This window comes from Shewanella morhuae, assembly GCF_003028295.1.
Taxonomy (GTDB): domain Bacteria; phylum Pseudomonadota; class Gammaproteobacteria; order Enterobacterales; family Shewanellaceae; genus Shewanella; species Shewanella morhuae.
This window is the reverse complement of sequence record NZ_PYSG01000002.1, coordinates 248,429-261,085: the sequence shown is the minus strand read 5'-3', so window position 1 is coordinate 261,085 and position 12,657 is coordinate 248,429. Positions and strand designations below refer to the sequence as shown.

General features: G+C 43.1%; 12 protein-coding genes. 6 read left to right on the top strand and 6 right to left on the bottom strand.

Annotation, left to right across the window (positions count from 1 at the left end; translation table 11 throughout):
• Positions 1-2: 2 nt before the first annotated feature.
• Positions 3-821, bottom strand: coding sequence for a hypothetical protein (locus C9I43_RS01700; RefSeq protein ID WP_107881710.1), 819 nt, complete (start codon positions 819-821; stop codon positions 3-5).
• Between the two features lie 445 nt (positions 822-1,266).
• On the opposite strand from C9I43_RS01700, the gene C9I43_RS01695 reads away from it, so the two are divergent.
• From C9I43_RS01695 to C9I43_RS01670, 6 genes are all read left to right on the top strand, one after another.
• Complete coding sequence (locus tag C9I43_RS01695; RefSeq protein WP_107881709.1) at positions 1,267-2,001, top strand: basic amino acid ABC transporter substrate-binding protein; 735 nt, start codon at positions 1,267-1,269, stop codon at positions 1,999-2,001.
• 7 nt (positions 2,002-2,008) lie between these two features.
• The gene (locus C9I43_RS01690) at positions 2,009-2,689 is read left to right on the top strand and encodes an amino acid ABC transporter permease (RefSeq protein WP_107881707.1); all 681 of its coding nucleotides are present in this window, start codon (positions 2,009-2,011) and stop codon (positions 2,687-2,689) included.
• Complete coding sequence (locus C9I43_RS01685; RefSeq protein WP_076501127.1) at positions 2,682-3,413, top strand: amino acid ABC transporter ATP-binding protein; 732 nt, start codon at positions 2,682-2,684, stop codon at positions 3,411-3,413. Before C9I43_RS01690 ends, C9I43_RS01685 begins: the two co-directional genes overlap by 8 nt.
• A gap of 280 nt (positions 3,414-3,693) precedes the next feature.
• The gene (nfsB, locus tag C9I43_RS01680) at positions 3,694-4,347 is read left to right on the top strand and encodes an oxygen-insensitive NAD(P)H nitroreductase (RefSeq protein ID WP_076501130.1); all 654 of its coding nucleotides are present in this window, start codon (positions 3,694-3,696) and stop codon (positions 4,345-4,347) included.
• Between the two features lie 373 nt (positions 4,348-4,720).
• Positions 4,721-5,365 carry a DNA-J related domain-containing protein gene (locus C9I43_RS01675; RefSeq protein ID WP_107881705.1) on the top strand — a complete coding sequence of 215 codons (645 nt, stop codon included), beginning with the start codon at positions 4,721-4,723 and terminating at the stop codon, positions 5,363-5,365.
• 417 nt (positions 5,366-5,782) lie between these two features.
• Positions 5,783-6,538 (top strand): DsbA family protein, encoded by a 756-nt coding sequence (locus C9I43_RS01670; protein WP_107881703.1) that lies wholly within the window; start codon positions 5,783-5,785, stop codon positions 6,536-6,538.
• Between the two features lie 75 nt (positions 6,539-6,613).
• Here the strand turns inward: C9I43_RS01670 and C9I43_RS01665 are convergent, their stop codons facing one another.
• From C9I43_RS01665 to C9I43_RS01645, 5 genes are all read right to left on the bottom strand, one after another.
• Positions 6,614-7,111, bottom strand: a complete 498-nt coding sequence (locus tag C9I43_RS01665) for a cytochrome b/b6 domain-containing protein (RefSeq protein WP_373455335.1) — start codon at positions 7,109-7,111, stop codon at positions 6,614-6,616.
• Positions 7,112-7,262: 151 nt separating this feature from the next.
• Complete coding sequence (gene hemG / locus C9I43_RS01660; RefSeq protein ID WP_107881699.1) at positions 7,263-7,784, bottom strand: menaquinone-dependent protoporphyrinogen IX dehydrogenase; 522 nt, start codon at positions 7,782-7,784, stop codon at positions 7,263-7,265.
• A 341-nt stretch (positions 7,785-8,125) separates the two neighbouring features.
• Positions 8,126-9,751 carry a di-heme oxidoredictase family protein gene (locus tag C9I43_RS01655; RefSeq protein ID WP_107881697.1) on the bottom strand — a complete coding sequence of 542 codons (1,626 nt, stop codon included), beginning with the start codon at positions 9,749-9,751 and terminating at the stop codon, positions 8,126-8,128.
• 144 nt (positions 9,752-9,895) lie between these two features.
• Positions 9,896-11,056, bottom strand: coding sequence for an imelysin family protein (locus C9I43_RS01650; RefSeq protein WP_107881695.1), 1,161 nt, complete (start codon positions 11,054-11,056; stop codon positions 9,896-9,898).
• 38 nt (positions 11,057-11,094) lie between these two features.
• Positions 11,095-12,501, bottom strand: coding sequence for a porin family protein (locus C9I43_RS01645; RefSeq protein WP_107881693.1), 1,407 nt, complete (start codon positions 12,499-12,501; stop codon positions 11,095-11,097).
• Positions 12,502-12,657: the final 156 nt, after the last annotated feature.

Here is a 12,657-nt window from a genome sequence, read left to right as displayed (position 1 = left end):
TTCTACCAAGGGATAACAAGGCTTAGACGCACTAGAGTATCGCTATCCCAAGGTAAAATAGGTAAATAGTCAGCCGAATTAACATCCACTTTAGCGTAGTGATCTAAATTGTATTGGGTATGTTCAGCACTAAGCACTAATTCGCTGCTGGGATACCATAAATCAGTTTGATAACTCATCTCGAATCGATATTGACGCTCTAGCCATTGATCATCATCTTGCCAAGTTTGTGCAGCAACTTGCATATGTAGCTCAGCGGTCGCATCTATACCTAACTGCCCCATCAAGGTATATGCAAACTCACTATTACCAAAATCGCTACGATCGTAACCTCGCGTTTTAGGCACATCATCATCGATTTCAAGATAATAATAACCCGCCCCCGCTTTCAATTGCGCTTGTAATTGCTGCCCATCAAAGTTGGCCGTTAGTTCAGGAAACAACTTAACTTGCTTCTCGACTGAACTGACCGTGTTACGTTTTCCTTGTAAATCAAGCTGCCAACCCAATGAAAAATCAGAATTTACACGGTAAATCTCGCCACTGGCGGCATAGTCAGACTTAAACCACACAGGGATATGATCAGGATCGAGCTTATCTATATCGATATCGAAATAAATATCAATCGCCGCCGTCAACAGAATATCGGTTTGGGTGCGATATTCGATTAATAAACTCGTATTTACCCCTGGAGTGTGCGAATCCTCAACAATAAAATCGTGGATACCTAAGCTGTAATACCACTGAGTTTGTTCCTCAGCCTTTAGCGCCCCCGATGCACACAGGGCAGCACAAACTAATGCCAAATTGAGATAGTTCACTTTAAGCTCCTAGCACATATTCGGTGGCCTGTAGCGTCAATAGACCCGTGGTTAATACTGTATAAAATTAGCATAACATCGATAAAAATGGCGCGATGAATAACGTGCCTCAACGAGTTAATTCTGGGTTTATGCGACCCATAAGTTAGTTTTAGCTTTGATGCATAAGTGAATATTTACACCACAACAAGTCGCTTAAAAATAACTAACATAAACACCTGCGAAGGAGGCTAATAACTTATAATAACGTCAGACACCTGTATACAAACAAATATTTAACCAATAAAGCACAACTCAGACATAAGGTGTCAATTCATCGTCCCCATGCTATAAGCAAACATCCAAAAGTGAATTATTAATCAAATTAACAGCATAAATATTGACACACATTCAGTGTCTGCCTATAGTCGCCACACTGATAATGAAAACGACAAGAGAGTCTTAAATGAAAAAATCCATGTTATTAGGCGGCCTGACATTAACAGCCACCTTGTTGTTAGCAGGATGTGGGAAAAGCGACGACGTGTTAGTTGTTGGCACCAACGCGGCATTTCCACCTTTTGAATATGTTGGCGGCCAAAGTGGTGATGAAATCAAAGGCTTCGATATCGAGTTAGCAAAACAAATCGCCAAAGATGCCGGTAAAATATTGAAAGTCGAAAACATGAAGTTTGATTCGCTGATCGTCGCACTCAACTCAGGTAAAATTGATTTTATTGCTTCAGGCATGACTATTACCGCTGAACGCCAAGCAAGCGTTAACTTTTCTGAACCCTACTACGAAGCAACGCAAGTCGTGCTAGTAAAAAAAGATAACGATAGTATTCAAACAATTGAAGATATTAAAGGTAAGCATTTTGCGGTGCAATTAGGCTCTACCGCCGACATTATGGCAAAAAAATACACCGAAAATGTGACCGCTTTTAATACCGGTTTTGAGGCCATTATGGAGCTTAAAAATTCAAAGGTAGATTTAGTGTTATTCGACAGCGAACCTGCCGCTAACTATCTGGCAAAAAATCCTGAATTAAAGCTGATAAAACTGGATTTTCCGGCTGAGTTTTATGGTTTCGCCGTGTCAAAAGAGCAGCCTGAACTGTTGACCAGCATCAATAAAACACTGGCTAACATGAAAGCCGACGGCCAATATCAGACACTTGTTTCTGCCCATATAAAGTGATTTCAGCATGATAGACGCAATTAATAATTCGCTATTTAGCCCAATTGGCGAAGATGGCATGATAGGTATACTGCTGATATTAAATGGTTTGAAGGTGACATTAATCGTCACTTTCTTCGCCATGTTATTAGGTGCAGTGTTAGGCATTGGCACAACATTTATGAAGATGTCGTCTAAGTGGTATATCCGCTTTCCCGCCAATCTTTATGTCGGCGTGATCCGCGGCACCCCAGTTGTAGTTCAGTTAGTGATTCTTTACTTCATCGTACTTTCAGCCTTGGATGTCGATAAAATCACCGCAGCCATTATCGCCTTTGGCCTTAATAGCGGCGCTTATATTTCTGAGATTATCCGCGCGGGGATTCAAGCTGTCGACAAAGGTCAAACCGAAGCGGCACGTTCACTGGGTTTATCGCAAACGATGACCATGAAATCGATTATTTTGCCCCAAGCGATTAAAAATATTCTGCCTGCACTAGGTAATGAATTTATCGTACTCCTCAAGGAAACCGCCGTTATTGGCTTTATCGGTGGCGTTGATTTAATGCGTGCGGGTGAAATCATCCGTAGCCGCACCTTTGAAGACAGTGTGCCGTTATTTACCTGCGCCCTTATTTATCTATTCCTGACGTACAGCTTCACCTTCGTGCTATCGAAATTTGAAAAGAGGTTGAAACAAAGTGATTAAAATAACCAACCTGCATAAAAACTTCGGCGATAACCACGTGCTCAAGGGCATTAGTGAGCATATTCGTCAGGGCGAAGTCGTCAGCGTGATCGGCCCTAGTGGCAGTGGTAAAAGTACTTTTTTACGTTGTATCAATCTGTTGGAGCAACCTAGCCAAGGTGATATCGAGATTGAAGGTCAGCTCATCACAGCACCAAACGCCTGTGTGGATAAATTGCGGCAAAAAGTGGGCATGGTGTTTCAAAACTTTAATCTGTTTCCACATAAAACAGTAATGCAAAACATTATCTTAGCGCCCATTAGCCTAAAGCTGATGACGCCAGCACAAGCTGAGGTAAAAGCCCTCGACCTGCTGGCACAGGTTGGTTTAAGCGATAAAGCCAATGCCTACCCCGCCAGTTTATCGGGTGGACAAAAACAAAGGGTGGCCATTGCCCGGGCATTAGCCATGGAGCCAGACTTGATGTTGTTTGATGAGCCAACATCAGCACTCGATCCTGAGATGGTCGGCGATGTACTCGACGTGATGAAAGACTTAGCACTAAAGGGCATGACCATGGTGATTGTGACCCACGAAATGGGCTTTGCACGGGATGTATCCGATCGAGTGATTTTTATGGATGGCGGTTATGTGGTCGAATCTAGCCCACCCGATGCGCTATTTAGCCACCCAAAAGAAGCCCGTACCCAAGCGTTTTTAAGCAAAGTACTGCGTGCTGGTTAGATTGAATGATGTGAAATAATCATACTCACTGCCGTTACTTTTATCAGAGCGTGCAGTGAGTAAAGGATTCAAATGAATAGTCCGTTCGCTCTTACTTCAACGGTAAATGTACCAAACTCATATGCAGAATATCCATAATGCTTTTTGCGTTTAAACCTTGACCCCCAGCCCGTTTAACGTTTTTGCCCCTAACATCTGCCGTGATCACATTGTATTTTATGTAAACCCGCTTAGAATGCTGCCATTGCATTTGTACATTTTGATGAATTGGAGCCGTTACATGAGTGATTTAAGTTTTCTTGCTAAAAAACGTTACACCACAAAAGCCTTTGATCCAACGAAGACAATCCCTACTGATAAAATACAAGAAATCAAAACTTTATTACAATTTAGCCCATCATCCACTAACTCACAGCCGTGGCATTTTGTGTTAGCGAGCACTGCCGAAGGTAAAGCGTTAATTGCCCAAGCAACAGAACACTTCGCCTTTAATACTCAAAAAATCCTTAATGCGTCCCATGTGGTCGTGCTTTGCACTCGTACCCAACTAGACGATGCACACTTACAGCAAGTATTAGAGCAAGAAGCTAAAGATGGCCGTTTTGCGACCGAAGAAGCTAAGCAAGCGCAGCACAAAGGTCGCTCTTTTTTCGTAAATATGCACAATTATGAACTGAAAGATGCCCAACATTGGATGGAAAAACAAGTCTACTTAGCCCTTGGCACTCTAATGCTCGGCGCCAGCGTATTAGATATCGATGCTTGCCCAATTGAAGGCTTTGATGCAACTCAATTAAATCAAGTGTTAGGTTTAAGAGAACAAGGTTTATGCGCGTCTGTCGTGGTTGCTCTTGGCTACCGTGCAGAAGAAGATTTCAATGCTAAGTTGCCTAAATCGCGTCTAGCACTGGATAAGATTTTCACTGAAATCTAATACTGATAAACAGCTTATTTGACGTTTTTCAACCAAAGGCTGATAAGACCCTTGTTTTATAACGATATCAGTAAGGGTCTTTTATATTTAAAACCGCTCAATAGCCGCACTCAAACTGTCAGCCTGTAATTTATGTATTAAGTGAGCATTGACAATAACATTACTCACAGTAGAAGCAGCCTGCTGTGCTATTGCTGTAAAATTCACCTTTGCCTACACTTTGGCTCTATGGCATGATTTAAGACACAGTTTGAAAAAGTTGAATAAGCCGTTGCATAAATCATTAATGTTCTGCGGTTTAATGCTTTTTAGCGGCCTAATACACGTTATCGGCGCCATATTTACACTCACTATTTAGGATGGGACAGTCAGTATGTTATTTGCCAAACCCTCTCTCACTGAAGAACCTCAATCGATTCGAGTTGCGAACACTAAAGGCGATAACCCATTAATTTGGTCGGTACTGACTGTTTTACAAGCTTCAAACCAAAGCTGGAAGATTCACCATTTAGCAGCAGAGTTACAAAGCCAAGGCCTGTTGCATCAGCTCGATGAAAACCCCGGCAATGATCTCTTTAAACGTAATTTTTTACTGATGAACGCCCTGTTTGAACTGCAAGAAATATTACTACCCAAACAATGGCTACAAGTTAAAGCCATGGAAATTCAAATATTTCGTTTAGTGCCATCCAATGTTAATACCTTGATAATGCAGGATAGTTCTCTGCGTGACTATTACCTTGATTGGAATAATTACGACACCAGTGAAAACGTGGTGCGGGAGCTACTCGAAGCCTTTTGGAGTAATTATAAAAGCTATATTGGCTTAAATATCAACTTGATGAATAAGGGCAATGCCTTAAGAGTATTCGAGTTAGACGAAAGTGCAACCGCGCGCGATATCCGCAAACAGTGGCGGCGATTAGCTCTAAAATGGCATCCTGATCGACCCGATGGTGATGCAGCGCGCTTTCGTGAGGTCTGTGAGGCTTGGCAGTCATTAAAAGATGCGGCGTAAACATTGCTACTCAATACTGCACTATGCCCTATGTGGTGCCGTTTTAATGGTGCCATGTAAACGGCGTTTGATGCTCACGTGAAATATTGCACAAACATCCAATCCTATGGCGCTTCGACTCGCGCTTTATCTCGGCTAGGGCAGGAACTCTGCAACGTGGTGATGTGATCCCGCTTACACTCCTATAAATCTACAGTAAAACTTCTATTGAGATCACAGATTTAGCACAGCCAGAACACGCTAATTCAGCCATAATTAAGCCTTTCCATTTAACCTAAACCTACCCATCAATGCTGGTATTTTAGCTAGACTCACGCTTATGTTGCCGTTCATTTTACTCTTATGCTAATCATACCAACGCTGACAAAGCACAATGATTGATACCACGTATTTAACACCATCAAATTTGAGGACATTATGATTAAACAATTAGCCTTGGCTGTCACCTTAGTGATCACTCCATTGAGCAGCTTGGCTGCCAATTTTGTTGAAGGTACGCATTACACTCAAATCTCTACCAAAGCGCCAAGCAGCGAGCCAAAACTTACTGAATTTTATTCATTTTACTGTCATAACTGCTTCAATATGGAAACCAATTATCTGCCCGATATTAAAGCTAATCTCAACCAAAAAGTAAGCTTTGATAGCAAGCATGTCGATTTTATGAATAGCGACATTGGCACTGAAGTTATGCGCTCGCTGGCCGTGATCCAAAGCGTGGATAATAAAGATGCCCTAACCCATGCCATGTTCAGCGCTATTCAAGGTGTAGAAGGCCAAAATGGTCACGATCACAGCGCTGCTGGCCATGAACATGAGCAGCAAATCAATAATCGTGATGATATTAAAAAAATCTTCGCCCCACTAGGTGTCGATGCAGCCCAGTACGATAAAATCGCCGACAGTAAAAGCACCAATGAAAAGCTCGCATTGTGGCGCACTCAGCAAAACGAATTCAAGATTGAGAGTGTACCGGCCTTTATTGTGAACGATAAATATGCGGTTAACTTAAGCAGCATCAAAACCTTAGATGAGTTAATTGGGTTAATTAACTACCTTGCTATTGAGAAAGATATCGCTCCTGCTAAAACCTCATCAGGCGGCAGTTTAGGTGGGTTATTTTTAGCCTTCGCCGCTGTAATAGGCATCACTCGTCAGCGACGTTTTAACTAATTTGGCGTTAGCCAATATCAAAAAATGGCCTCAATATTGAGGCCATTTTTTTAAGTTTAAAAAGACTGAAGCAAGTTATTGCCGAATAAAATCGATGATATGACTGATAGCCAAGAGTAAATGCACCACTAAAAAACCAATAAATGCCTGTGCAAATAGCTGATGATAACCGCGCCACTCTATCGCAGTAGCCGTGCCTTGAAATAGCAACCAGATTAAACCGCTAAGGCCTGTTGCCACCAGCAGCAACATGCCAATGCCTTCAATCGCGCTAAATAGCCCTTTGCCACCTGCGATAGGAAATTTGCCTTTTACAAGCCCGACAATGTCCTGTTTTAACTGCATGCCATCGCCAACTAACCAACCAAAATATTGGCGCCACTTACTTTGCAAACAGTTATTGATTAAAAAAAGGATACCAAGACCTGTGCAGGCTAAACCTAAATACACGTGTAAATAATCCCAAAGGCCAGCATTATCGGGTACCCGCCGCAACATCATAATCCAAGGGCTAGTGCACACAAGTAGGCTGCTTAATATCACTATTCCTACATGCAGATATGTCATCAGCATACGGCACCGAGACCTGAGCATAGCTAGCATATTTATAACTCCTCCCTGATAAAGAACATACTCAACTCTTTAATACAGTTTTGTTGAATGCTGCTCCGTGCAAGAGATAATCCCATAGTGGTAAACAGCGTTGTTATTTCAACTATCACATTTAAGCACGATGAATTTGTTCAGCAAATTCATCGACTTTATGCCAGTCAGTGTATTCAATATTGGTCACAGGATCCGTCGGGCCTTTGGTTAACCACATGATAAATCGAATAACGTTTCGATCTAACATGTTGTAACCTTGATAATTTAAATTACCACCAAAAACCTGTAATAATTGTGGTCGCCATGTGGTCTTACTCAAAAAAGCCTGTATATAAGGATTTGTTTCAGCAGTATTTTTAGTGGGTTTACGTGCGACCAAACTGACAGAGAAAAATCCACTGACTTTACTCGCCAATACCGTTTGATGCTTTTCAATAAACTCATACAAACGAGGGTTATGTTTACCGTGGCGGATACTGGCGCCAACAATGACTTTGTCAAACTCATTAAGGGCTGGGGCAGCCTTGATATCAGCAGTCACCACTGAGTTACCCAAACCGATTAGCTGCTGCGCTAATTTAGTGGCAATTTTTTGAGTCTGGCCGTGAACACTAGAATAAATAATGAGAATTTTTTTCAATTTAGCCTCGATTTAGTCTAAGCAAAATAACCATTAGCAACATATAAAATGCTGACTCGATAGCAACGCTAATACCCATGAGTGCATTGTGAGTCATTAACGTTCCAGTAGCATTTAGCTAAGTACACAAAAGGAAATAACACTTAAGATACTTCATATTAGGCGATTTACTCTGCCATTTACATGAAATAGATCACGGGCTTAACGCCAAAGATACCGAGTATATGCGGTTGTTTTAGCCAGCTCACAAAAAAGGGCAAACCCTGAGGTTTGCCCTTTTTGAAATAGACTAAAAAGGATGAGTCGACAACATCGCCCCGTTAGATTAGCCCTGCTAGATATTACAACGACATTAAGAATGCGATGACTTGCTCGCGTTCATTTTTAGATAATGCCACAAATGCGTTTTGACTCTTTTCAGCCTCACCGCCATGCCACAATATGGCCTCTTCTAAGGTTGCAGCTCGTCCATCATGCAAGAAACCCGCCTGTGGATTGACTGTCTGGGTTAGCCCTATGCCCCATAATGGCCGTGTACGCCATTCATTGCCAGAGGCTAAAAAATCTGGGCGACCATCGGCAAGCCCGTCTCCCATATCGTGTAGTAATAAATCGGTGAAAGGATAAATCTTTTGGCCTTTTAAACTTTCACTCATGGCTCGCCCACCAATTTCACCACTGGTTTTAGTGGTAAAAGAAGGGACATGGCACCCAGTACAATTGAGCTTTGTGAATAATCGGGCGCCTTCCCTCACCTGCGGTTGTGTCACATTACGCCTTGCAGGAACCGCTAAGGTTTCGGCATAAAACACCACGGCATCACTAAACTGTGCTCCTACCTCGGGGGCGCCATATTCATCTTCTCCCGTATCAACAAAACCGGTTCGAGTGAGATAAGCATCATGCAATGCGCTACCTTTAATGCTTTCATCGGGAAATAAGGGATTAGTAATCCCAATATCACCACGTAGTGCACCTAAGGATTGCACTCGCACACTTGGAGTATTCGCTTTCCAGCCGAAACGACCTAACGACACAGGATACACATCTCCTGCTTGGGCTTTTACTGCGTCAAAAACATAATTAGCCCTTGCAGAAATACCATCGTTATTAGCATCATTTTCATCAAGGTGCTGCAAAATATCGGTTTCGGCGATGGCTTCAAGCAAGCCTAAACCAAACACGGGCATGCCATTACGCCACCCCATTAACACATCATCTTGTAATAGGTTTGAGGTCAAATTAGCACTTTGTTTAGTTTCACCGGGGGCATCGTAGGGGTTTTCCACGGCAAATAATGGTTTTTTCAATAAGACTTGGCTGCCATCTGGGTAGGCCACGGTCTTTGTTTCATAGGAGAGGTAAACATCCGCTTGCCCAATAAACTGATTCTGTTGCCAATCAGGACGCGCTTGCAGCACACCACGGTGAAATAATTGTCCACCAAAATCTGGCACAGGGATCGGCGCGCAATAGTCATTGCTCACATCGCCTTTGATGCAAACTTCATTGGCCGCCTGACTTATCCGTAAAAAGATGCCCGCTTCCGAACCCAATTTAACCCGCGTTTGACCAGCACTGACTTGCGGGGTTGAGTTACGTCCATCACGTTGATGGCAAGCATTACAATTTGTGTTATTAAATACTGGGCCTAAACCGTCTAATTCAGGGTGTTCGGCATTAGGCGCGGTAGTAAAAGAGGTTTCAAAAAACTTATCGCCCTCCATGTGCAGCGCAAGCTCTGTTGCTGTTAAATTTATCGAAGGAGTTGAAAATCCATGACCCGAATTGCCAGCATCATAGGTTGTCGTTGCGCCGCCACTGGCGGTCATATCGGTATATTCAGGATAGGTAATCGGTTCAGGCGTGGGTGTCACCGTATCTTCTGCATCATCACTGCCACCACAACCGGTAAGCTGTATACCGCCAAGGAGTAATGCGCCGATTAAAACGTGTCTGTTGTTCATCTTCAATCTCACACAAATAAGCATGACCCGGCAGCAATGACACAACGGCACCCTTGCTGCAGGGTATAAACACCAAGCGAGCTACGCCACGTGGCGTTATCAAATGCTAAAACCAATTGTTTTAGCAAGACTCGGCATTACAAATTAAGATTTCCAACGAGACAGCAAAGGTATGACATCAGATTCCAATGTCGTTTTCAGCTTCGTTAGAGCATCCACCGCCACTTGGATACGGGCACGACCCGCATCATCTTTTATAGCTTGGCGGAAAGGTTGTTGGTTGCTGCCAGAAATCGCGCGAATTTTGATAATGGCATCATCAATTTCACTGCTTACGCGAGTGGCTAAGTTCGCATCGGCAGCAGCCACAAAATTCACTATGCCCTGTCTGTCGCTATTACCGGTAAACTCACCTTGATAAACGTTACGCACACCAATGATATTATTGGCAAAATCATCTAATGAGTTCCAAGAATACTGCGACTCCACCTTTGAGGTGTCGGCTGTCGCCAGCGAGCTGCCAAAAGGATCGGCAATCTTACCGTTACCGACTTCATCAACAATGGCTATCATGCCGTTAATCAATTCTTCAACTACCGCCAGTTGCGATGAATAAATAGTATTACCTGTCACGCCTGGATTTTTTAATAATTCAGCATAGGGTTTAGCCGCAGTATCCTGTGGATTGTGGTTTATCTGCCAAGCATCATCGAGTTGCTTAGTGTAGTCACGAAACACTTCTGCCAATGCAATCAGATACTCGCGCTCTTTGACCGTGAGTTGATTGATGGGCTTAGTGTTGCCATTAACGCCATCACCAAATAATAGATATTCAATGGTATGGAAACCTTGCACATCGTCATTCCAGCCTTTAATCGTCTGCGCATCAAAACCGGAATGAGTGTTTAACTGCGTTTGAAGATCGGTGGTATTGAGCGGCCAGCTATCCAAGTGCGGATCGATACTCAGCGAATCCACAGGACCAAAAATATGTGATTCGCCTTGCTCCCAAGGTAAACGAGCCGCCCTCCATGCTGCTTGAGCGGCGTCTAAATCGGCTTGTGTTGTTGAGTTCGTTAGTTTTTGAGTCGCCAATAAAAGCGCCTGCGCTTGCAATGCTAGGTCAGCATAACCCGCAACAATAACGTCGTCAGTGAGGTTAGTGATCATCTCTGTGGCAGTAAAACTAAACTTATTATCTGGTGTAGTTGGCGTGCTTGGCGTTGAATCATCCGACCCAGAACCACCACAGGCGGCTAAGGTGCTCATAAGCGCAAGAGCAATGGCTGTTTTACGTAATGTCATGATATTAAGTTCCTATTGGTTCCAGCAAAATTGAGAGATTAGAGCGAAAATTGATAACCCACGCCAAGGGCGAAAAAGTGAGTATCGGGTATGCTAGCAACGGCAACTTGATGCAAGCCGGCTTCCGCTTTAATCACTATTTGTGGTATTGGAAAATAGTTCACGCCAACGCTAGTCCAAGTATTTTCAAAGCGTTTGGTGGCGGTGCCAGTTTCGACTTCCATTAAAGGATTGGAGTAATCTATATTGGCAAATACCGTTAACGGAACTGAGGTGAAATGATTTAAATCGATACCCGCTTCGACGAAAAAGGCCTGTGATTTCGAGCCTAGCTGCGCGAAGTTACCGGGTTTCAAACCTGGAGTGGTTTTATTAGCTTGGGTGATGGCATCGCTGTCGCTTAACGTGCCATAAAGGTACTGACCGCGTAAAATCCAAGGGCCTTCAATATATGCTCCAGCAGCAGAGACAATACTAACGGTGCCATCTACATCAATTTTATTGCTTTTATGACGATTGTCGCTGGTATTGCCATAATAATAAGCCACGCCGACTGCCGAACCTTTTTTGAAATCACCGTAATCTAGACGTCCTGCAAAGGCTAAATCATCACCATTCACATGTTCAAAACGTTTTTGATGCCCAGATGCAGTCCAATCATAGGTTCTAAAATATTCTGAATTAAGGCCACTAATAACTTGTGCTTGGTAATGAAAATCGGCTATTTCGCCATAAACACCGATACCATTTTCATTCCAAACAGCGGGGATCATGGCGGCTTCGCTTTTATGTCGCATCACAGTAAGATACTGATTTGGCTTATGCAACATACTGGTCAAACCGATTGGTACATGAATATTACCGAATTTCACTCCGAATGCTTTGGAAGGGCGATAACGCAGTTCAGCCTTTTCAACGACCACCTCACCACCGGCTTCGACCTCAGTTTCAAACTCACCAAACTCATCGAAACCGTCGTACTCAAGTGATGTCCCCGTACCGCCATGTTCGTATTCAATTTCGACTTCCATACTCCAAACATCAGTAAATTGGTAGCCAAACTCAGTAACGACACGCTCTAAATCAAACCGATTACGCCGCTCTGGCGTAGTATCTTGCACATTATCAAAATACTCATCGCTGGTATAAATCGCGCTGCCATAGGATTGAAACGAAAATTTGCTGAGTTTATCGGCAGCTGTATCAACACGATCGACTACAGTGCTCGTTTTAGCTTGGTATTCAGCCTGCTGTACTTGCTGTTGCTGCTGTTGTGCGGCTAATTCAGATAATTGTTGTTTTAACTGTTGTAATTCTACTTCTTGTTTTGCGATGGCTTGTTCTAAAACGGCAGGATCCGTTGCTGCTTGCGCAGTTCCATGGACACTGCCAATGAGCGCCGTGACCATAATGGCCAAAGAACTCAACTTTAATTCTGTTCTCATCTCTTTCTCCGCGCTGTTTAACAGCTTGCCCCTAAATGCGCAAATAAAATAGATCAAACGAGAATCGTTTGCATTATAATTTACAATTGAATTTACAAATAACTTACATTAGCAACCTATTGTATATTCGCTCCCGCGTTCAATATTTAGCTCAAA